At 49.6% G+C, this 21,011-nt stretch carries 21 protein-coding genes; 5 read left to right on the top strand and 16 right to left on the bottom strand.

Annotated elements, in window-relative coordinates:
• The first annotated feature begins 48 nt into the window (after positions 1-48).
• Both PGY33_RS03635 and PGY33_RS03630 read left to right on the top strand, forming a co-directional pair.
• Complete coding sequence (locus tag PGY33_RS03635; protein WP_270477407.1) at positions 49-1,674, top strand: hypothetical protein; 1,626 nt, start codon at positions 49-51, stop codon at positions 1,672-1,674.
• Positions 1,675-2,290: 616 nt separating this feature from the next.
• Entirely contained in the window at positions 2,291-3,439 is a 1,149-nt protein-coding gene (locus PGY33_RS03630; RefSeq protein WP_118478652.1) for a hypothetical protein, read from the top strand.
• Positions 3,440-3,574: 135 nt separating this feature from the next.
• On the opposite strand, the gene PGY33_RS03625 is transcribed toward PGY33_RS03630, so the two are convergent.
• The 16 genes from PGY33_RS03625 to PGY33_RS03550 form a co-directional block, all read right to left on the bottom strand.
• Positions 3,575-4,480: a conjugal transfer protein gene (locus PGY33_RS03625; protein ID WP_118478650.1), complete on the bottom strand. Its 906-nt coding sequence runs from the start codon at positions 4,478-4,480 to the stop codon at positions 3,575-3,577.
• An 18-nt stretch (positions 4,481-4,498) separates the two neighbouring features.
• Complete coding sequence (locus PGY33_RS14450) at positions 4,499-5,533, bottom strand: lysozyme family protein (protein ID WP_199667363.1); 1,035 nt, start codon at positions 5,531-5,533, stop codon at positions 4,499-4,501.
• A complete protein-coding gene (locus PGY33_RS03615; protein WP_270477404.1) occupies positions 5,533-7,674 on the bottom strand; it encodes a CD3337/EF1877 family mobilome membrane protein in 2,142 nt (713 codons plus the stop codon). Before PGY33_RS03615 ends, PGY33_RS14450 begins: the two co-directional genes overlap by 1 nt.
• Positions 7,675-7,677: 3 nt before the next feature.
• On the bottom strand, positions 7,678-10,128 hold the full coding sequence (locus PGY33_RS03610) for an ATP-binding protein (protein WP_270477402.1): 2,451 nt from the start codon (positions 10,126-10,128) through the stop codon (positions 7,678-7,680).
• Positions 10,112-10,504, bottom strand: coding sequence for a conjugal transfer protein (locus PGY33_RS03605; RefSeq protein ID WP_118478644.1), 393 nt, complete (start codon positions 10,502-10,504; stop codon positions 10,112-10,114). Before PGY33_RS03605 ends, PGY33_RS03610 begins: the two co-directional genes overlap by 17 nt.
• Before the next feature lie 171 nt (positions 10,505-10,675).
• Complete coding sequence (locus PGY33_RS03600) at positions 10,676-11,005, bottom strand: antirestriction protein ArdA (protein WP_158575064.1); 330 nt, start codon at positions 11,003-11,005, stop codon at positions 10,676-10,678.
• A 5-nt stretch (positions 11,006-11,010) separates the two neighbouring features.
• A complete protein-coding gene (locus PGY33_RS03595; RefSeq protein WP_442861214.1) occupies positions 11,011-11,502 on the bottom strand; it encodes an antirestriction protein ArdA in 492 nt (163 codons plus the stop codon).
• A 42-nt stretch (positions 11,503-11,544) separates the two neighbouring features.
• On the bottom strand, positions 11,545-11,766 hold the full coding sequence (locus tag PGY33_RS03590) for a hypothetical protein (RefSeq protein WP_117491625.1): 222 nt from the start codon (positions 11,764-11,766) through the stop codon (positions 11,545-11,547).
• Complete coding sequence (locus tag PGY33_RS03585; protein WP_243022866.1) at positions 11,763-12,920, bottom strand: replication initiation factor domain-containing protein; 1,158 nt, start codon at positions 12,918-12,920, stop codon at positions 11,763-11,765. Before PGY33_RS03585 ends, PGY33_RS03590 begins: the two co-directional genes overlap by 4 nt.
• A 283-nt stretch (positions 12,921-13,203) precedes the next feature.
• Positions 13,204-13,509, bottom strand: coding sequence for a type II toxin-antitoxin system RelE/ParE family toxin (locus PGY33_RS03580; RefSeq protein ID WP_110437266.1), 306 nt, complete (start codon positions 13,507-13,509; stop codon positions 13,204-13,206).
• A complete protein-coding gene (locus tag PGY33_RS03575; RefSeq protein WP_110437267.1) occupies positions 13,506-13,808 on the bottom strand; it encodes a type II toxin-antitoxin system RelB/DinJ family antitoxin in 303 nt (100 codons plus the stop codon). Before PGY33_RS03575 ends, PGY33_RS03580 begins: the two co-directional genes overlap by 4 nt.
• Positions 13,809-13,888: 80 nt before the next feature.
• Complete coding sequence (locus PGY33_RS03570) at positions 13,889-15,199, bottom strand: FtsK/SpoIIIE domain-containing protein (protein ID WP_118478638.1); 1,311 nt, start codon at positions 15,197-15,199, stop codon at positions 13,889-13,891.
• Positions 15,199-15,579, bottom strand: a complete 381-nt coding sequence (locus PGY33_RS03565; RefSeq protein WP_118478636.1) for a YdcP family protein — start codon at positions 15,577-15,579, stop codon at positions 15,199-15,201. The genes PGY33_RS03570 and PGY33_RS03565 overlap by 1 nt, the downstream gene beginning before the upstream one ends.
• Before the next feature lie 22 nt (positions 15,580-15,601).
• Entirely contained in the window at positions 15,602-15,925 is a 324-nt protein-coding gene (locus tag PGY33_RS03560; protein ID WP_116704820.1) for a YdcP family protein, read from the bottom strand.
• Positions 15,926-15,942: 17 nt separating this feature from the next.
• A complete protein-coding gene (locus tag PGY33_RS03555) occupies positions 15,943-17,004 on the bottom strand; it encodes a DNA cytosine methyltransferase (protein ID WP_270477395.1) in 1,062 nt (353 codons plus the stop codon).
• On the bottom strand, positions 16,991-17,146 hold the full coding sequence (locus tag PGY33_RS03550; RefSeq protein ID WP_158575063.1) for a hypothetical protein: 156 nt from the start codon (positions 17,144-17,146) through the stop codon (positions 16,991-16,993). Before PGY33_RS03550 ends, PGY33_RS03555 begins: the two co-directional genes overlap by 14 nt.
• Before the next feature lie 259 nt (positions 17,147-17,405).
• Here PGY33_RS03550 and PGY33_RS03545 point away from each other — a divergent pair, with 259 nt between their 5' ends.
• From PGY33_RS03545 to PGY33_RS03535, 3 genes are all read left to right on the top strand, one after another.
• On the top strand, positions 17,406-17,666 hold the full coding sequence (locus tag PGY33_RS03545; RefSeq protein WP_367399550.1) for a manganese catalase family protein: 261 nt from the start codon (positions 17,406-17,408) through the stop codon (positions 17,664-17,666).
• Between the two features lie 221 nt (positions 17,667-17,887).
• Positions 17,888-19,123, top strand: coding sequence for a beta-ketoacyl-ACP synthase II (fabF, locus tag PGY33_RS03540; protein WP_118478632.1), 1,236 nt, complete (start codon positions 17,888-17,890; stop codon positions 19,121-19,123).
• A gap of 247 nt (positions 19,124-19,370) precedes the next feature.
• A complete protein-coding gene (locus PGY33_RS03535; protein WP_199667359.1) occupies positions 19,371-20,996 on the top strand; it encodes a class I adenylate-forming enzyme family protein in 1,626 nt (541 codons plus the stop codon).
• Positions 20,997-21,011: the final 15 nt, after the last annotated feature.

Genomic DNA, 21,011 nt, shown 5'->3' with positions numbered 1-21,011 from the left:
TCTTGTGCTATCTATAGTTCTTGTTTACTATCAATAAATCAATAGGATGTGATAAATATTATTATCAAGAAATTATTATGTATTCCACTCATAGCTGTATTGTTGAACACTGCATTTGCTATTAAACCTACATGGGATGAAATACCTGAAAATCAACATCTGTTCGGACTAGGCGAATATGTTGCACAGCTGGATGAAAAGGCACAAGAACTCCACCTATACACTAATAATCAAGGAGTTTTAACAGAATTTAAGATTATTGAACACATTGCAGAATTGCCTGATTACACGACGCTCAATCATACTTCATATTTTATTCTTCCGAAAAATGGTAAATGCTCCATCTTCAGCCAAGATTTCTCACAACTTACTCCTTACAAATATAACAGTGTGCAATTTTATGGAGATTTTGCCATTGGTGTCTTTGCTCCTGATGATGCTTCTCCTGTTGACCTGTCAGCTCAGACTTCCGAATTGATTGATTTGAAAAGACAACAAGTCATTACCTCTGTAAAAGGACATACCATTAATGTGTCCGAAGATGATCATTACTTTTTCGCTGAGAATACAATTTATGATGCTACCGGTAATTCGATATTTCAAACCGATATTGCTGAAATTATATCTGCTACAACGAATCAAGCACAAGATAATATACTGTGGATTGGATGCAATAACACTCAATATGCCATATACCATAATAGTACTTGTGTAAGCAAACAGTATGATGACATTGAACCGTATTACATAGGGAAAACGCAGTTATTCACTGCACAAGCTAACGGCACAGCTACACTTCTTGATACAAGCGGTCGTGAAATCACGCAAGGTGCGGATTCTATCACACTTCTATCTTCCGACCTTGCAGCCGTCCAAAAGAATAATAGCATTTCCTATTGGAATCATAGTGGACATATAAGAACTTTTGATCAATATAGCTCTATAATTTCATTGGCAGGAAGCCATGCAGATTTATTTGATCGTGTCCTTGTGCAAACAAAAAACGGCAAATGGGGCATAATGAAGCAAGATGGAACATTATTAGTCTCACCCACATTCGATAGCATTAAAAATGCTGTACAAAGTAATTCTATTTTTCAACTTTCAAAAGAAAATACAATTCAAATAAGGAATCTAGATACCAATACACTAATACCTATTCCTTCCAACGAGGAGTTATATGTAGCAAACGCATTTAACAATAATCTCCAAGATGAAATTGCTTGTGTGTCAAATCTTCAAAACGGTTTACGCATTGCAACTTTATATAACCAATCCGGTACATTATTCAAAAATAACATTCGCACAGCATTTATAGTAAACGGCGAAATACGGTATATACAGGTTTCAGACACATCAATCAATGCATATACAGAATCACTCATCGATGGTAATGGAACAATTTTGTTTACGGCTCCAACTGGACAGATGATTACTCAAGTTACACCAGCCATCATTTGCACTACAACTGCCGGTGTTGAAACGACCAATATCGAACATTCTTTCCTCTGTACCGATTTCACTTCTGCAACGCCAAATTTTTCTTCCAGGGAATTTCATCTGGCAAATATCATTAATACGCCTATTACTATTTATGCGTCTGTTCTTCTAATAATATCCGTAATTATCGGATATGTAATAATAAAATACTTTATATCCAACAAACATCATTGACCTAGCAAAATATTGATGAATCAAACGGGAAAACAGAGGGTGTTTTACTACCCTCCGTTTTCTTGTTTTTGTATTGAAACGCTTACCCGCCAATCTTCTAATTCACATCCACCAGTTTCAGCGCAAGTTCAAACTGCGAAATTTGCGTCATTTTCATAACATTATCCAGTATGCTACTGTCACAGTTACCATTACAGTATCGCTATGCCTGTTCAACACTATGCTTTTAAGCTGGCTGACTATATATGTAAGCATGGAATCATTGCTAACATAGTAAGATAGTCCTTTAGGTTGCCGTCGGCTATAATATGAAAAAGATAATCAAGAAATCCATAACACGCAACGAATAATAATCAATATACCGTAGCGATTATTTTAAAAATGTAAAACAACAGACAACAGCTTTCCAAAACGCCATTCGTCATCTGTGCATTTTACTGCAAAAATCATACTGAACTCTGCATTTTCAGTACAAATTCCACTTTTAATGGTATAATGCAAATATGAAATAAACAATTTACATACTCGATTATCTTTCACAATAACTGTAAAGCATTTTATAGTCTTACCCGCTATATTTGTGATAAATTATAATGGCTATTACAGGAGAAAAGTAATGAAAAAGAACCTTTCCATTTCATGTATTCTATTAGCTGTAGTAACTATATTCAGTCTGTATTTTTATCAAGAGCGCGAAACCAAAAGTTTACCTGCTTCCATTGAACCATACACCGAAACCGCAGTAATCTTATCAGATTATATCGATTTTGAAAAAAGCATTTATATCGGTCACAAATCCGACCATGAGATATTATATAAAAATTACACTGATAACTATATCAGGTCGGTTGACTTAAATACCCAAGAGCAACAGGAACTTATTAAATTGGACACGCAAACAAACGGCACCATGACAACCTTTGATTATAAGGATAATTGGTTTGTCTGGTCCGAGAGCCAAGACGCCGAACTGCGTGTAGGAAGTTCTATTGGTGAAAATTGGGCTGTATACGCGGCTGACCTGCGTACAGGAGAAATCATATTCGTAGACGGCGAAAACGATTTCTTCCCTAAAACACGGAATTTTGACCCGCACCCGTGGTCGCTTTCGGTAAATGGCAGCTTTGTTGTTTACGCCAGCTATACAGCTAATGAAGATGGTATTTACCCTGCAATAAAAATTTATGATTTGAACAATCATAAATTGGAAATTGCAGATACAGCAGATTCCATGCAAACCACTTTTGGTTCACCGTCTGTGAATGACAAAAATGTTGTTTATCTAAAATATGATTCTAATGGCAGTTCCCTTTGGACATATGACATAGAAAAACATAAACGTATGTGTATCGAGCCGCCCGAACCGTTGCAGGAAATATGCATCACAAACTCTTTTATCGTAGGCGTTTCGGAGTGGCAGCCGCAAAAATCAGAATCGTTATACTGTTATGACTTCGCTCATAAGAAATGGTCAAAACAGATAGACGCCACCACGAAATTATATCCAAACAATATTGACAGCACCTTAGAATTTGCTGAACTGCAATCTTCAAACGATTTTATAACATGGCGTCCGATTACTGGAAATGCACTTTATGTGTGGGATATAACAACCAATAAAGTATTGGATTTGTCCGAAAATGTTTCTGGGTTAATTGATTATGTATTATATCCTTTTGATGAAGATTATCTGGTTTGGTGTGAAACAAATACACAAACGCAAGAAACTAAGTATCCATGTATAAAAATATCAAGTGAATCATAAAATTTTTGCGCTCGCCACCGCGAGAATAGAAGGCTCGTCTCAGAATCGAAACATTCTGCGACGAGCCTTTTTCCTCTTCGGTATTCGATTTTCACACTTCGTTACTTGCTACTTTTCCCCGTACAAACGCATACATCACCCGACGATTTTCCAATTCCCATCCACCAATTTCAGCACAAGCTCAAACTGCGAAATCTGCGTCATTTGTGTAACGCTGTCCAGATATTCCACCGCCACAGTTGCCGTTACGGTATCGCCGTTCTTATTCAGCACCGTGCTTTTAAGCTGGCTGAACGTATAGTCCGTGCACTTTACCGGCGGCATGGAATCCTCGCTGACATAGTAAGACAGCTCTTTTTCCGTAGCCGTCGGATACAGCGTGAAAAAGGTAATCAGGAAATCCGTAATATCCTCGCTTTCCACCGCAGAAACCGTTCCGTCGGGTTCTGTGTCTTTTGGCATATATGCAGATTTTGCAGGCTTTCCGGTGATCGTCGGCGCTTGCGTAATAACCATATCTCCGTTTTCGTCCTTGTGAACCGCTGTTTTGTACACGCTGGATACAGTGTCTTTTTTCTTGCCGTCCGAAATCGTCTGCGCCACTGTGAACACGACTGCAAAATCGTTTTCACCGCCGCTCTGCTCCACAGACCAAATCTGCACGTCCTGCACGGACGAAGAAACCGCAACGTCACTTTTCACGGTGTCAGTCGTTAAACGCTGCAGGTCCTCGGTCAGATAGCTGGTCAGCGCATCGGTACGCTGTGCCACAGAATCCTTATTACTGCTCCACGAATAGTACGTTTTCGCAAAGTTCCGCACAAACGCTTCTACACCGCTGGTATCCTCCACACGGCGCTCAACAATCTCCTTTTCGTGAACGGTATGTGTATCAATCGCAGTAAAGTTCTTATACACTGCAAACACAAATCCGCAGATGAACAGCAGCCACAGCACAATCACCGCAGGCTTGCGGCTGTTCGCCGTGTAAACGCGCAGTTTCTTTGGTTTCTGCTGTTTTTCTGTCTTTTTCTGAAACATAATTCGTTCTCCTTTGTCTTATTTCTGTGCAACCACAGCGCCGCCCCAGCCCCAACCGCCGAAGCCATAGTAGGCCGTCCAGCCCTCTACGGTATCAATGACAGTGCCGCCGATGTTGGAAATAATCTGGCCCTTGCCAATGTAAATGCCGACATGACCCGCATTTCGTCCGCAGGTGTCGTTCGTTCGGGACTGGTACACCGCCGGGTCATTATAAACCATCGCGCCGAGAGGAATATTCTTGCTGGACTTTCCGACCGTATACAGCGCACGATTTTTGCCCGCACAACAATGCCGGTCGATGGATACACCCGCTTTTCGATAAACTTCTTCCGCCCATGCTTCACAATATCCGCCAGCAGCCGAAATACCGTACTTTTCTGAATTTCGTGCCACCTCGACAATGCGATTCTGTGCGTCCGTTCCGAGTGCGTCACCGCCGGTCTGCGTCAGATATTGCTTTACCAGCTTGACATAGAACATATTGCCGTAGTTATACCGCCAGCCGCCGTTGATCGGCGTGGAAATCTCATTTTTATAGGTGACTTTCACGCCGCCGGAGTGCTGTCGGGAAAACTCCTGTGCCAGTTCAAAGGTATACCGTTTTCCGTTTTTCGCAACGAAATCCAGAAATCCGCTGCCGTAATTGTACGCTTGAATTACAGCGTCCATATCACAGCCGAGTTTGTCCGCCTTTGTCACCAATTCGGCGAAATACTTGCATCCCTGCTTGATACTGTCCTCCGTGCCGAGGGAGTTCACCGGCAGTCCGGCAGATTCAGACGACTGCATAACGTCCTCCAGCTTGCCCTCGCTTTCCACCTGAATAATAGCAAGCAGAACATAAACATAATCGCTGATACCGTTTTGCCGCGCATACTTCTCAACCATGGATTGATGCGCGAGCACTTCCGCTGAGAGGTTCACGCCGATGTACAAACCCGAGCCACTTCCGTCGCTATCCTCATCCGAAGCGATAATCAGAAACATCGACAGAAGTAAAGCAATCAGCAGTCCGAAGCCCAGGGCACCTGCCATTGCCGCCTTTTTCATCACTTGCGCTCACCTCGGCTCTCCGAACGCCGCTGTTTGCGCGTGATTTTTCCGGTTTTCCGTTGTTTGAACTCCGCACCAAAGGTTTCTTCGTCCAGTCCTTTCGGCATTGTATATCGTGTTTTCGGCTTGTCCGGCACCATCGGACGTTCTGCCGGACGGTCCGGCTTGTGGTCTGCAACCACAGTCTGCGGCTTATCCTTGACCGTCGGACGATCTTCCCGCTGTCTGGGTGTCGGTTCAATCCGTTCCGACCGAGGTCGATTCTGCTGTGCAGACGGCTTTTCCGGTTCGGTTTTCTGCTGTTTGGGGACAGTTGGGCGCTCCTTTGGTGCAACACGAGTGCTTTCCGTTCTGGGCTTCTCCGTATTACCCTCATTGCGTTCTCTTTTTCGCTGAGATAACTGCTCACGGTGGCTTGCAGTGGTAGTTCTACGAGATTCCATCTGTGCAGCACGCGCTTCTCGACGTTTCTGCATGGTTTCCCGCACACTTTCCCGTGCAAATTCCACATTGCTGCGGACAGCATATTCCGCATTAGTCGGTGCGTCCTTGACCTTTTGCACGGTTTCTGCCGCCTTATCTCGCACACGAGATGGCGTATCTGCAATCTTGCCTACCGTTTCGCCTATCCGCTGACCGAAATTCTTCTTCTCCGGCTGAACGGTTTCACGGCTTGAATTTTCGTGATTCGCCGAAGGCACCGAAGTCCTCCTGGTGCTCTGCGCGGCACGGCGCTGTGCAGAGCGCTTTCCTACTCCAACACCCGCCGCAAATGGCAGTGCCTTTCTCACAGCACGAGAGATCGTCCGGCGCGGCCGGTTTGTCATAGCTCGACCGACACGACCCGTGCCCTCATCACGCAAACCGATCATGCCGAGCAGTTTGTCGCGCTCCATGTACACGCCCGCGAACACAATTACCTGCAGCAACACGACTACCACGAACGGCTTGCCGTTAGCAATCGTGTATGCCAGCGAGGACAGCACCAGAACGAACGTGGTCAGCAGTGTTGTTCCCACTCTCAGCATGATTGTGTTGAACAGCGAAATCACCGCTCTCCTGCTCGTGCCGGAAAACGCCGGAATCATGCTGATCAGCAGGCTCACCGGCAGAAACATGGCGCTGATGATAAACAAAATCTGCGATAGAAGCATACTGCCTGTCAGCATAATCGCAAACGCCGACACAATCAGATTAAAAATCAGGAAGAACACGGATAGGCCGAACCGGCTTGTCACCTCGGTTACGGTCAGATTGCCATTATCGTAATCTTCCAGTTCCGATTTCACGACTTCTTCCCTGTCTTTGCCGCGGTTTTCATCCGGCGAAGTGCCGAGCAGGCTGTTTACCCGTTCTTCTCCGATATTCTCCACATCCGAATCGCCAAACTGCATAATAAGCCACGGCTGCTTTACTTGGATACCGAACAGGCAGTCCCGAATCGCAGAAACGCCGGTATTCTCGCCTGCCGTATCCGGCGTAAGAATTTTCGCGCTCACATCGACAATGCCGTTGCTGATGTCGCTCGAAAACTCATTGACACCGCTAATTGCCGACGGTGCATAGGCAATCAGCCCGACCGACACTACGAACACGACCACAAAATTCAACGCCGCATGAAACGCTTTCGTCGTTTCGCGTTTGATTAAACCAGCATAAGTGCAGTACACGCCGACCAGCAGCGTGACAATCGCCATCATGCCGGGAAACAGCCCCGTGCTGTCCAATCCGCTGGCCGACACGCCCGCAATCAACTGAATGTTTTTACCAATCTCACTTGCAGCACTGCTGATGAAGTCGAGGTCATATGCCTGCTGAATCAGGTATCCTACGGCATTTGAAATGTACAAATTCAGCGTCCACAGGAAGTTCGTAAACAGGTAAATTGCGTACTGCGCTGTTTTCCCGATACCGTCCAGCCAGTTCCACGGCAGCCAATCCCACGAGGAATCAACATAAAAATCAAGCTGGTAGTTATCAATCGGATAACGGCTGAACTCGTGCGCCGTATCAATGGTTTCGTCCAGCAGACCGGCGGCGTGCGCCTGCACGGTGAACAAATTGAGAAAAAGAAAAGCCATCACAACCGCGATAAAGGCTGTAATGGCAATTTTCTGAACTTTTGAAGTATTTGTCACACGTTACACCTCGTTCCCTGTAACCGGCGGGCGAGTATCAAACGCATGAAACAGGTAATCGAACATGACATGGAACTTAATCACGCCGACACGACCGTACAAGTCTTGAAAAAGACACTGACCGTTTTCCAGATTGCGAAGCCGCTTCTGATTGTTTTCATCCTCGGAATCCAGACCAAAAAATTCAAGCGTTTTCTTAATCTCGTTCATATCCGTAGAGCGAAACGCAAACTTCATGCCGATGTTGTTCTTGATATTCTCGTCTGCCACATCACCGGCGTTCTGGGTGACAAAGTAAACGGCAGCGTTCATCGAACGACCGGCGCGAACCAGCTTGTTTGCCAGCGTTTTGCCCTGTGCCACATTGAGGAACGCCCATGCTTCATCAAGACCGACCATCTTGAAGATACTTCTGTCCGAATGGATAAAGTCCAGCGCAAAGGTGGAAATGACGATCAGCATGGAGATAGACAGCATTTCAATGGTGGTGTAGTCCGCAGGCGCGGTATCCTTATCCGGCAGAACAAGATCGGCAACCTGAATGATATTCAGCTGCTTTTCAAGGCTGATGGTCTGCCGTACCTTGCCATTTGAGAACAGCAGGTGCGCAAAGTCATAGTCGGTAAACGATTCAATGTGATCGGCAATCGCAAGCGCGGTTTCCGAGCCATCCTCCCGCAGCGCATCAATGACACGGAGCAGACCGCGCGTTTCGCTGTTCGTGACGGCACGCACCGCCCGGCGCAGGACAGGAAACAGTTTACCATCACGCGAGGAAATGCCCGTAAGGAAAGTGAGTACATCCAGCGCAAGGCTTTCTGCGTCCTTGGTTTTCCGCATGATGATATATGGGTCAAGCATCCCCTTGTTTTCCTCGTCCGAGGTCAGATTGACAATGTTGATCTCGTCCGCGATCTCCGGCAGCTTCTCTTTCCAAAGCCCGCGTTCAGATTTCGGGTCAAGGATAAGAGCCTGTGCGCCGTTCAGAACAGCGTAGTAAGTAAGCAGGTTAAACGACAGCGATTTACCGCCGCCCAGAGAGCCGAGAAATCTACCGGACAGCGCATTGGTGACAGAGCCTTTAACGCCTTGTGCCGCTTTGGCAGGCTGAACATAGACATTCTGGTCGGTATCGACATTGTAGCCGAGATAGATACCATCACGCTCACCGAGCATTTGCGTTGCACCGAAACCCAGACCGGCAAGAAAATCACTGGTGACATACTGCACATAATCGTTCATGTACCGCTTACTTGCCGGAATAAATTCGTTATGTAGTCCCATCATATCACCGATAGGCCGCACCAGCTTAATACTTGCATCATCGTAGAAATCGCGCACTTGGTTACAGCGGCGTTTGAGTTCTTCCACGTCCGGCGCGGTAACACGCACCACATAGGACAGCTTGTACATACTTTCCTTGCTCTGATCAAGAACGGTTTCCAGTTCGTCCACGCTGTCCAGCGCTTCTGCCACCTGATTGGTGGTTTCCGAGTTGTTTTCCCACGCATGGTTATCGAGGTCTTTCAACTCTTTTTTCTTGTTGCGAACCGTATGTAATGCAGCCTTGTTCGTGATAATCTCAACATTCATGCTGGTATCAATGGCAAAATCAAACTGCTGTTCCTTATAGTAGAAAATCTCACTGGATGGGAAATCCAGTTCACCGACCACATCCGAAATCGTAAAGTACGCAACGTAGCTTTCCGAATCCTCGGACTTCATGTGTAAATACCGCTGTTTTTCCTCAATCAGACAACGAGCAGGCTTGATAAGATCATACTTTTTAACCAGTGTATCACGCTTGCGTTTTTTAAGTGGCAGCGTAAACGCAAAATCTTCATAGGCCGTGCCGGTCCTGCCGTAGATATGCTCCAGCAGATAGCCGAAGTCATTCTTATTTAGCCGACGCACCTTAAAACGACGCGACAGCTTATTTTCCATCAACTTTTCCATGCGGGAATAACGGCGGATTTCGTCGTTTGGCATACTCACGAAATCACCCATGAAAGAACTGCTGATAGCGTTTGCCGCATCGAACAGCACATTCTTGACCTGTTTTCCCACATCTTTCACGGACAACTCCTTATCCGTCACAACCAGCTTAAAGCCGAGGAAAAAGCGGTAATCAACCTGTGTATCACCGAGTGAAGCAACGAGATTTTCCGTCTGCTCGTCAATCTCGGCGCAGGCAATCTCTTTCAGCCGCCCGGTCACACTTTTCTTGGAACGCTCCTGCGCGGCGCGGATACTGCTTTCTGTACTGATTTGCAAGGCATGGATTTTACCGTCACGGTTCTGCGCGATAAGCTGACGGAAAGCGTCATGCACCGCGTCTTTCTGTTCCAGCGAGAGAAACGAATAGTTGAACGGAATCAATTCGTAATAGGCAAAACACTCGTCCTCAGTGTTCCAAACGAGGTTATTTTCGATATATTTAATGGGGTACGGCACGGATAATCTCACTCCTCACTACGGTAATATCCGCGTTCTCGCGGTGCTTTTTCAGCCGGACAGACTTTCCGGCAAAGGTGACTTTCGAGCGCAGCGCATAGGCAATCACCGAGCGCATGAAACTGTACGGTTTCTTGCCGTCAAAGGTCTTTTTGCTCATAAACCACGTCACACCGAACGGAATACAGCACAAAATCAGCGGATTATGAATAAGCACCAGCGGCGGCACTTTACGGAACACGAATACCAGCACGCCGCTTGCCGCCAGCCAGAGCAGCTGGGTCACGGTGACAGGTGTCGGCAGTTTTGCGTCACCGAACGAGTATATTACCTGTTCGACTTTCCATACACTGCTGTAACTTCTTAGTTTTTTCACATTATAAATTCCTTTCGCTTTCTACATTATATAAAGGGTATAGGGGGAGAGGAACGAGTTCCAGCCGCAGGCGTCTTTCCTCTCCCCCTGCACGGTTGATGTATAACTCCCTGTCGGCAGTTACACACAGCCGTGCTTCACCCCCTCACCATTCTCGCAGCGGCCCTCCTTTTAGAGAACAGGATTCTGGTTCGTTACGAAATGTTCATACAGATTGCGTACATTTCCGTACTCCATGAGCAGCGTTTCAATATTTTTCTGCACACTTTCCGGCAATTCATCTACCATCTGACACAGGCAGTTCAGTTCTTCGATCATCATATCTTCGTCAATCTCGAACGGCAGCTCATAGTCACGGATAACATAATCCGGCTCCTGATCGGTCACGCCAATACGTTCTTCCAGCTCGTCATAGTAGATGGGCGGCGTGAACCACACACCGGGCTGCTCAATTTCGCGGCTCTTATGCCGCTTTTCGATGTAAACTCGCATCTCTAACATCATTTTCACCTCACCAGTTCAAATACGCCGTCTTTGGTTTCCACAAAATCGCCCTCCATCGAGAGGTCGCGCCCGTACTGCACACTGTCAAAATACCGACGCAGCGTTTCATCTGAAATCAAACCATCATCTAACATCTGTTCCGCTACATCGGCTGTTGTGTCACAGCCGCTCCACAGGATAATATCGTCCGCGTGTTCGCAGAAATCCTCCACGCCGCTGTAATAACTGAGCAGCGAACCCATGTTATCCCGAATGTAGTCCGGCAGGTCCTCCACCATTTCGCACAGGCGGTTGATCTCCTCGATAGGCGTATATTCCCCGATCGCAAACGGCAGTTCAAAATCGTGGATGGCGTACTCCTCATACTGGTCGTTCAGCCCGATACGCTCTCTCACTTCGTCCATGTCGATAGGCGGTTCAAACCACGCGCCAACGAGTTCGCCCTCGTTATATTTGCCGAGATTGGCAATATAAACGCGCATTTCTTCCATAATTTCACCTCATTCCATAAGAAAAGGCTGACTTTTCAGCCAGCCTTACGCACCGAGAATCTGATTGAATAGACTCAGCAGAACATCCTTCACGCCTGCCGCGTTGAACACCAGACCAACCGACAGCATGGCCACCACGAGAAAACCAATCAGCTTGGTAAACTCGCGCTTGAACCCGAGATACAGGCCAATCACCACGATAGCCACCAACACCAGCGGCTGGGCGTTCGACAGCAGCCAGTTATACAGATTTACGCCAAAATTCATAAGTTTTCCTCCGTTTTAATCATTTCATTAACCGTTCTCATCTTCTGCTGAATGATTTTGCGGTGCTTGTCCCGCAGTTCCGTGTTGTCCAGAATATCTTTCACATGGGACGTTCCACACTTTTCATCAATCAGCATGAGCATTTTCGCCGTCGGCGCGACCTGATGAGAAAACCAGTTCAGCGTCCGTTCCAGCGTGTATGGTTCGGGTGCAGTCGTCAGTTTGAGCGTATTCCGGTGCTTGCCGATAAAGGTTTCCCACACGGGGTTCAGCGGCCATTCCTCACGCGATGTGCCGCTCTCCTTATCCACAAAACGCACATAGCGGTTGATAATACCGAACGCCGTTTGTTCCGGATTCTCGTTTGACACGAGATCGTACACGGCGTTGTCCGCCCGCTCATTTTTCAGCCGGATTTCAAAGCGGTTCTGAATGTCCGCCTGTTCGAGCGGCGTACCGTTTTTCACCAGTTGCTCATACGCTTTCTCGTAAAGGCAAAAGTACAAATCGGACTGCATCGAGCCGATGTACAGCGTTGCGCCCATGTGGGCGCTGTCCTGCTCCTGCCGACTTACCAGCCCGCCCGAGCGAAACGCCCGAAAACTGCGGAACACCGAAACGCATTCCTCCTTGCGGCATTTGCTGATGAGAAGCGGAATATCCAGCATACCCACCAGATCATTTACTGCGAGGTCTACCCGTTTGAACACCGCCCTTTCTTTCATGCACTTGCGGAAAAATTCGTACCAAGTCCGCTTTTGTCCGTCCAGATACGCTTCAAACTGCCGACAGCCTTTGCCGCGCAGTTCGAGCAGCACGCCCATTTCTTCCAACGGTGAGGTCAGCACCATCACGTCACCAATCCGGTAAGTGCTCGTGTAGCCGTACATTCCACGCGGCTCCTGCACCAGATATTTCATTTTCAGCCGAAGTACATCTTCAATGATGTGCTTCACATCCATTGTTGGAAAGCGGATACGCACATAGTCGAACAGCAGTGTCAGCGGCTCAGGATGCAGCCGAATGAGCGCGTCTTTCAGCCGCTTGCGTACCTTTTGCGATACGGATTGGTTTTCCTGCTCCAACCGGCGGTAATATTCCGGTGTCAGTCCGGCTTCAAGAGCCATATCCTGTTCGGATATGCCAATTTGCATCCGTTTTGCCCGAAACTCCATTATCCAAGTCTTTTTTTGCAATTTTACCTCCGTTTCTGATTGATTTTGTTCAAAGTTTTGCGCAGTTTGCCTATCTTGTCCGATTTGTACCCCCCTGTTAGATACAGGGGGTTCCGACGTTTGGGCGCGGCTAACGCCGCGCCCAATGCACCGTTCCGTGCCGTCGGCTTTCGCGCTGCACGCCGCCGCACGGACGGCGCGAGGGCATAGAAAAACGCGCAGAGTTCTTTCCTCTGCGCGTTTTGCGTGTACATATTTAATTTCAAAAAAGCAGCGCCATATAATCCTGACGCCCATCAAGTACACGGGTAACTTCTACATATTCGTTGCCCACAACACGATAGAACACAATCTGCTTTGCTACTACTAAAAACCGAATGTCCGTATCTACCGCATAGCGACTGCACAATTCTGTGCCCATAAACGGATTATCCTCTAACAGCATAATCGCGTCATACACCCGACGAGTTAATTTTGCTGCTGCTGACGGATTGTTAAGCTGCTCCCTAATATATCGTTCCGTTGCCCGCATATCTTCAACAGCAGTTTTCTTAAATTTAATTCTCATTCAGCAATACCCAACATAGCCCGGGCCTGCTCGGCAGAATAGCTTTCGGTGCAATCATCGCCCTTTTTCAGTTCTTTCACCAACCGTGCCAGAGCCTTTGCCTTAACAATTTCCGCATTATCTCCTGTCACTGCAAAGGGGAAACCGCCTGCATTTAATGACTGCTGAAAAAACACATTGATTGCGTCCGTGAGTGTCAACCCCGTTTTTGCATAAATCTGCTCCAATTCTTCACGAATTTCAGGATTCATGCGAATACGGAACATATCTGTTTTTGCAGAAGAAATAACATTATCCATCTTGCAGACCTCCTTTTCAAATTTAGTATAACACATCGTATTCTATGCGTCAATTATATAGCTACATTGTTGCTACATAATTATTTTGCACACCTCCCAATCTCCTGCAAAAAGTCGTACCCTTTCGGCACGATCGGAGTATAAAACTCCGTAATCACCCCCTTTCCGGTATCGGCATAACCTCTGCCCTTGATATTCTTGAAAAAGAACTCCTTTTTCGTTTCGCCAAACATCATGCTGTATCCGAGTTCGGACATTCTGCCAAGCGCGACACGGAAATTAAACTGGTCGCGGATACCGTCACCGAGATATTTAGCATCCGGGCGCTGACAGGCGAGAATCAGGAAGAATCCCGCCTGCCGTCCCAGCATGACAATCTGCCGCAGCTTGTTGAGCACATCTTCGCGCTCCCTGCTGGTTAGCATTTCCATAAACGCAACGTACTCGTCAAATACGAGAAAATGCGTTGAAAGTCCGAGATACGCATAGTTTTCGCCAGTTTTGTAACCCTCCATGCGTTTCATATCTGCACTGCGTTCGTGCATAGCCGTGCAGAAATCGGTGATACACTGCACGATCTCCTCTTTGCGGCTGCACACGTTCGGCAGGACAGTAGACAAATCCGCTAAATCCGCGTTTTTCGGGTCGAGAATGTACAACACCGCACTGGTTTTCAGCAATGCCCGAATCAGCGTCAGGATAAAATACGTTTTGCCGCCGCCTGTGCCGCCCGCAATCAGCATATGCGGCAGGCTGTCAAACTCCCAATAGGTGTTCTGCATAAGCCGCATTTTGCCGTGCTCCACGCACACCTCGGAGATGGGGATACGGTTAGAGATCATGTCATACAGCAGCGTGTACTCCACAAATCCGTCCAACAGTTCTCTGCTGACCAGTTCACAATACAGGCCGCTTTCCAGCTTGTTTTCCAAGTGCAGCAGCGGTTCTTGAAACTTTCCGAGCGTAATTTCTGCCGTGATATGCAAAAGCCCGTTTTCCATGCGGTAATACATTCGCGGAAAACGGGCAATCTTCGGTTTTGAACTTGCAGGCAGGTCCTTAAAAAATCCCTCGGACTGTTTGGTGTCGCTCTGCTCATACCACTGATTTTCCAGCACCATGCACGCCAGCTTTTGCCGATGGCGCATTTCATTCAGCTTGTCCGGAAACCGGCGGTACAGCAGCCACGCCGTCACGGTACACACTTTCCCGCCCATCGCCGCGCTGAACAGCAGGTAAGCCACGGACGGACTGCGCCAGTCTGTGCGGATATTCAGCAGTACAAATGCCACGGCAAACACCGCGAACAGCAGGAAAAACACCGTTCGGAACACCAAATCTTTATCGCTCGGGCGAATCCGCCTGCCGCGATTTCTACACAGCCTGTGCATTACGGTTTCTTATCCGCCGGAACATCCTTGTGCGGCTGGCTGTTCTGTGCGGGCGTTTTGAGCACCAGATCGTCCGCCTTGATGTACCAGTCTACTTCTGCGCTGTTGCCGAACGTCACATGGGCGATAGCGCCGAACATCGGATTGACCAGCTTCACTTCTGCGTTGTACGCAAAATCGCGCACCGGAACGCTCGCCGGAACACTGACCTGAATCATACGGCCCTGCTTGTCGCTTTTCAGATCGTAGGTGCGCTCCTTGACCTCCTCGGACGGCGTGCCGTCTGCGTTCTCCTCGAACACCTCGCGGCGCATTGCCGAAAAACGCAGCGTGCCGAGCGTTGCTTCATTTTCACCGAAAAAACCATTGCTGAATCGCATAAATCGTACCGTCCTTTCTCGTTTACGCCTTTTCCATATCTTCCGCGTGCAGAATGTAGTCCACGAACGCGCGGCCGTTGATAACGTAGCCCTCAGCCGTCACCGACGGATTCTTGAGCTTGACCGGCTCCATGTATGCGAACTGCTTCTGGCCTGCCGCACCGTCGATCACGACCTCAATATCATCCGCACGCTGCACATCGCTGAACAGCTTGTAGCGGCGGTACAGCACCTTGGTCTGGGTGCCGTTGCGGCGGGTGTCGCCGCGCTTCACCTCGGCCGGACCGCCAAATTCCAGATTGCCGAGCGATTTTGCCATGTTCGGGATAACAAATTTCAATTCCATAAAATTACCTCCAAATTTTAATTCATTACTTCCGCGATACCCGCCATCACATATTCTGCACACGGCAGGGCAATCGAGTTACCAAGTGCGCGATAACGGGCATGATCGCTGATTTCTTCATTCTTGCAGCCGTATTTTGTCCAGTTTTCAGGCAGACCCATCAACCGCTCACATTCCAGCGGTGTCAGCACACGCAGGAATCCGTCTTGTTCCTCACCCTCGTACCAAAACGAAAACGGCGCCGTTACACTCGCAAGCAGAGTTGGGAACGGTTCTCCTCCTCGTCCAAAGCTGGCGCAGAACCCTTTCTGATCTCCGACCTGTGCCATAGTTCGCATCCGCCGGAGGGAAAACGGTCTGACAATGGGTACCTGCCGCCCTGTTTGAGCAGCAGGTACTCCACCTCTTTGGGTGGCGGACAACCCGCCCGGACCGCTAATCGTAGAAAACGGGAGCACAGTCCGGGGCTTAAATAATACTTCTCCGGCACGCTGGCCTGCAAAATCCGCCACGACGAACACGCGCTTGCGCCGCTGTGCGAGGGCGGGTTCTCCCCAATACTGGGCGTCCAGCAGTCGCCAAGCGGTATCAGCGCATCCCCCTCGCACCATTCCGGCGTGTGCCCATCCACGAGGAGGCACTGAAACCTCGGCACCTGTGAACGCACTGAGCATGGCTGCAAAATCCAGCCTGTCATTTGAAGAAAACGCTCCCGCAACGTTTTCCCAAATACAGAAAGCTGGATACCGACCATTGGTTGCATATCTCATCTCCTCGATAATTCGCATGGCCTGATAGAACAGGCTGGATTTTTTGCCTGCGAAACCATTTCTCGTGCCAATCTGCGACAAGTCCTGACAGGGCGAACCGAATGTGATCACATCGACCGGCGGTATCTCTGCACCGCTGATCTTCGTAATGTCGCCCAAGTGCAGCATATCCGGGAAATGTCGTCTGGTAATGGAGATCGGGCGTGCTTCGATCTCGCTCGCCCACACAGGTTCCATGCCGCAGTGCATCGCCGCCAGCGGAAACACGCCGATTCCATCAAACAGACTGCCGAGTTTAAGTACGGTCACGCGCGTACCTCGTGCGGCCCATCGTGCCGCGGATACGGCAGTTGCCGGTACGGATTTTCTTGCCGCGCACACGGGCAAGGCAGTCACAATGCTCGTCCGGGTCCAAGTGTGCGCCGCAGTGCGGACAGGTGTTGTAGTACATGAGTATCCCTCCTGCTATTACATGAATTGTCATACTATCTGTACGCTGAACGGCGGCGGTCTGGCAAACAAACAATAGATTTTATATTGAGTAAGCATGATCTTCTCCTTTTTCGGGTAATGAAAAAGCCGTCCTTCTTTGAGAACGGCTTTCGCTTTACCAGTTTTTGGCGTAATATGGTTTGTATTTTAGGAAACAGCTTGTCCTGCTTTATTTTTGTCATTTTACGGTAATTTTGTTGTTCTTGTCACACCGCAGCATGAAAAGGCTTGTACAAATTCCCCTCAAAAGTTGTTCTTATCCCATCGTACCAGAGCAAAAAGCCAGAACAACTTACGACAACCTTCTCCGCCTGATCGACGACCCGGATGTTCGTGAGCCGCTCAAATTCCTGCGGGAACGGGAAGTCGTGCATTTCCAGCGGTTTGGAGATGCGCTGCGCGTTGTGCAGGATAATCTGGATGCCAAGAATTACTACGCCTACAATCCGTCCATCGACATCCGGCCCAAAGAGAAATAACGCATTTGCAAGGAGATGGTCCCTGACCGTCTCCTTTTTTGTGCAAATACTGTATCAATCTGGGGTATTGTGCAAAACAAATTTGAACACTTTACTGTGTAAAGTGACTTTTCTTTTCCGTGCATTTCTGCTATAATGTTATTGAGTAGCGCATATTATATATTTGCCTGATCACTATCGGACAGGCCTTCGCATAAATTTCAGTAAGTAGGGGAACAAGCATGAAAGAACAGAAATTGGTCATCACCGGTATGGGCGCTGTTACGCCGATCGGTATTGGTGTGGACGCATACTGGTCCGCACTGGTGGAGGGACAATGCGGTGTAGGAAAAATTACCCGCTTTGATGCATCCGAGCTGCCCGTGCAGATCGCGGCAGAGCTGAAGGACTTCGATCCCGCTGCCTACATGCCGAAAACGCTGGCCCGCACGATGGACCCGTTCATGCAGTTTGCCTTTGTTGCGGCCGAGGAGGCTCTCAAGGACAGTGAGCTGTCCATCGAGAGCGAAAGCGACCGTATCGGCATCGTCATGGGCACTGCAATGGACGGCGTTACCACCGTTGCACAGACGCAGGCTGCGTTCGACGCAGGCAAGCGCGTCGGCCCTCGCTTTGTGCCGATGACCATCGGCAACATCGCTGCTGCCCAGATCTCGATTGCACACGGCATTCACGGCCCGAGTCTGACGCTCAACACGGCATGCTCGGCAGGCGGCGACGCCATCATGACCGCAGCGATGCTGCTCCGCTCCGGCGAGGCAGACGCGGTTCTGGCAGTCGGCGGCGAGAGCATTCTGTGCCCGATCGTCGTTTCCGGTCTGTCGCAGGCCAAGGCGCTTTCCCGCCGAAACGACGACCCCGAGCAGGCGTGCCGCCCGTTCGACCTTGACCGCGACGGCTTCGTTATCGGTGAGGGCGGCGGCGCTCTCCTGATCGAGACCGAGGAGCATGCACTCGCCCGCGGCGCAAAAATCCACGCCGTACTCGCCGGTTACGCGAACACCTCGGATGCACACCACGTTACCGCGCCCTGCCCGGACGGCGAAGGCGCTTCCCGCTGCATGAAGCTGGCGCTCAAGAGGGCCGGCATGCAGCCGTCCGACATTGGCTATATCAACGCGCACGGCACGTCCACGCCGCTCGGCGACAAGGCCGAAACGCTGGCGGTCAAGACCGTGTTCGGCGGCCGCGAAAGCGCACCGCCGATGAGCTCCACCAAGTCCGCGACCGGCCACCTCATGGGTGCCGGCGGCCTGACCGAAGCCATCGCCTGCATCAAGGCCATCGAGGAAGGCGTTCTGCCGCCCACCCTGCACCTGGCAAAGCCCGATCCGGAATGCGATCTGGATTATGTGCCGAATACCGCGCGCAAGGCGGAAATCAACGCCGCAATGAGCAATTCGCTCGGCTTCGGCGGACAGAATTCCAGCCTGATTGTTGCCAAATACGAGAAATAATTCCTATCAAGAATACGCAGTTAGTGATTATGTATCCTTAAAATTGCGAATCTTTATCCTATTGCAAATAAAAATAACAGGGACATCGGCATGCAGCCTGTGTCCCTGTAAGATTTTTCTTCTTGCAATTCCATGATTGTGTGGTATTATAATATTCGTTAAGTAGTTTTTAACTCTACATACAACCCATTTCCTGAGGTAATTACGAATTGCTAATTCCCCATACAAATTATTACGAGGTGATCCCTTGAGTCACGAATACACCTATGATATTTCCATGTTCCGCGACACATTTGAAACCCGTTTCACCTATCTGAACGGTTTTCTTCGCAATGTTTCGCGTTTCGGCAGCCGACCGGCACTCTTTGACCCGCGTTCCGGCCGCCGCTGGACCTACCGCGAACTGAACGTCGAAGCCAACCGTCTGGCGCATGCGCTGCGCGCGGACGGCGTCGGCAAGAACGACGTTGTCATGTTCACCCTGCTCAACTCGCCGGAGTTTGTTTTCTGTTATCTGGCGGCGCACAAGATTGGTGCGGTCGCGTGTCCGGTCAACTACCGGCAGGGCGCAGGCGAGATTGCACTCGTCATTGATGACAGCACGCCCAAGGCTTTCATCTACGACGCCGAGTTCGGCGAGCTGTCCGGCGGTGCGCTCGACCTGTGCGAGAGCAAGCCTGCCATCAAGATCGTTGTCGGCGCGGACGATGCCGTACCTGCCGGTCAGGTGCGCTACGCAGATTACGTTTCCGATCAGCCGGAGAACGACCCGCCGATCGACTTCGACCCGCACATCTACGACGAGACCACCCGTCTGTACACCTCCGGCACAACCAACCGTCCGAAGGGCGTGCCGATCAACAATATCAACGAGGTGCTTTCCGCGCATGACGTTATGATGCACTTCCCTCTCGGTCCGACCGACCGCACGATGAACATGACCCCGTGGTTCCACCGCGGCGGCATCCACTCCGGCGGCCCGTGCCCGACCCTCTATGCGGGTGGCGAAGTTGTCATTCTGCGTGATTTTGCACCGAAGCGCTGCCTGGAATATGCCTCGAAGTACAACATCTCGTTCCTGATCGGTGTACCGACCATCATCGCCATGCTCGCCCGCACGCAGGAGCGCACCCCGCACGACCTGTCCGCGCTGCGCGGCATTGTCACCATGGGCGCGCCGTTTGAAAAGAGCGCATGTGAGAAGTATATGAAGCTGCTCACGCCGAACATTTTCAACGGATACGGCACAACGGAATCCTTCTGGAACACATTTCTGCGCCCGTTCGACCTGCCGGATAACGCAGGCTCGGCCGGTCGCTCGTGTACGGACGACGAGGTTCGCATCGTAAAGCTGCGCGAGGACGGCTCCCATTCCGAGCCGGACGACATGGTCCCGCACGACAACGTGGCCGAGGGCGAGATCATCATCTCCTCTCCGGCAAAGAGCGCATTTTGTTACTATAATAACCCGGAAATGACCGAGCAGAAGTTCTACAAGGGCTTTCTGTACACCGGCGACGTCGGCACATGGGACGAGAACGAGTTCGTCACCGTGCGCGGCCGCAAGGACGATATGATCGTTTCCGCAGGCGAGAACATCTATCCGCCGCAGATCGAAGCCGTACTGAACGACCATCCCAAGGTTGCAGAGAGCGCCGTTATCGGTGCGCCGGACAAGCTGCGCGGCGAAGTTGTTGCGGCATATGTTGTGCCGAGCGATCCCTCCCTCACCGTTGAGGAGCTGAAGGAGTACTGCACGAACAGCCCCATGCTGTCCTCGTACAAGTGGCCGCGCATCTACAACATCGTTGATTCCCTGCCGCACACCGCGACCGGCAAAATCATGCACCGCGCCCTGCGCAAGCAAAAATAACCCAGACAGCACAAA

The organism is Butyricicoccus sp. AF18-9LB, from assembly GCF_027684505.1.
GTDB classification, from domain to species: domain Bacteria; phylum Bacillota; class Clostridia; order Oscillospirales; family Butyricicoccaceae; genus Agathobaculum; species Agathobaculum butyriciproducens.
The sequence above is the reverse complement of the archived record's forward strand: the minus strand, read 5'-3'. Positions and strand labels throughout refer to the sequence as shown.

Excerpts from the sequence above, each read along its gene's own strand:
- PGY33_RS03625 (WP_118478650.1), bottom strand. The coding sequence starts at position 4,480 with ATGTTTCAGAAAAAGACAGAAAAACAGCAGAAACCAAAGAAACTGCGC.
- PGY33_RS03600 (WP_158575064.1), bottom strand. The coding sequence starts at position 11,005 with ATGTTAGAGATGCGAGTTTACATCGAAAAGCGGCATAAGAGCCGCGAA.
- PGY33_RS03590 (WP_117491625.1), bottom strand. The coding sequence starts at position 11,766 with ATGAATTTTGGCGTAAATCTGTATAACTGGCTGCTGTCGAACGCCCAG.
- PGY33_RS14450 (WP_199667363.1), bottom strand. The coding sequence starts at position 5,533 with ATGAAAAAGGCGGCAATGGCAGGTGCCCTGGGCTTCGGACTGCTGATT.
- PGY33_RS03565 (WP_118478636.1), bottom strand. The coding sequence starts at position 15,579 with ATGCGATTCAGCAATGGTTTTTTCGGTGAAAATGAAGCAACGCTCGGC.
- PGY33_RS03630 (WP_118478652.1), top strand. The coding sequence starts at position 2,291 with ATGAAAAAGAACCTTTCCATTTCATGTATTCTATTAGCTGTAGTAACT.
- PGY33_RS03585 (WP_243022866.1), bottom strand. The coding sequence starts at position 12,920 with ATGCAAATTGGCATATCCGAACAGGATATGGCTCTTGAAGCCGGACTG.
- PGY33_RS03580 (WP_110437266.1), bottom strand. The coding sequence starts at position 13,509 with ATGAGAATTAAATTTAAGAAAACTGCTGTTGAAGATATGCGGGCAACG.
- PGY33_RS03575 (WP_110437267.1), bottom strand. The coding sequence starts at position 13,808 with ATGGATAATGTTATTTCTTCTGCAAAAACAGATATGTTCCGTATTCGC.
- PGY33_RS03570 (WP_118478638.1), bottom strand. The coding sequence starts at position 15,199 with ATGCACAGGCTGTGTAGAAATCGCGGCAGGCGGATTCGCCCGAGCGAT.
- PGY33_RS03545 (WP_367399550.1), top strand. The coding sequence starts at position 17,406 with ATGAAAAGGCTTGTACAAATTCCCCTCAAAAGTTGTTCTTATCCCATC.
- PGY33_RS03550 (WP_158575063.1), bottom strand. The coding sequence starts at position 17,146 with ATGTACTACAACACCTGTCCGCACTGCGGCGCACACTTGGACCCGGAC.
- PGY33_RS03560 (WP_116704820.1), bottom strand. The coding sequence starts at position 15,925 with ATGGAATTGAAATTTGTTATCCCGAACATGGCAAAATCGCTCGGCAAT.
- fabF (WP_118478632.1), top strand. The coding sequence starts at position 17,888 with ATGAAAGAACAGAAATTGGTCATCACCGGTATGGGCGCTGTTACGCCG.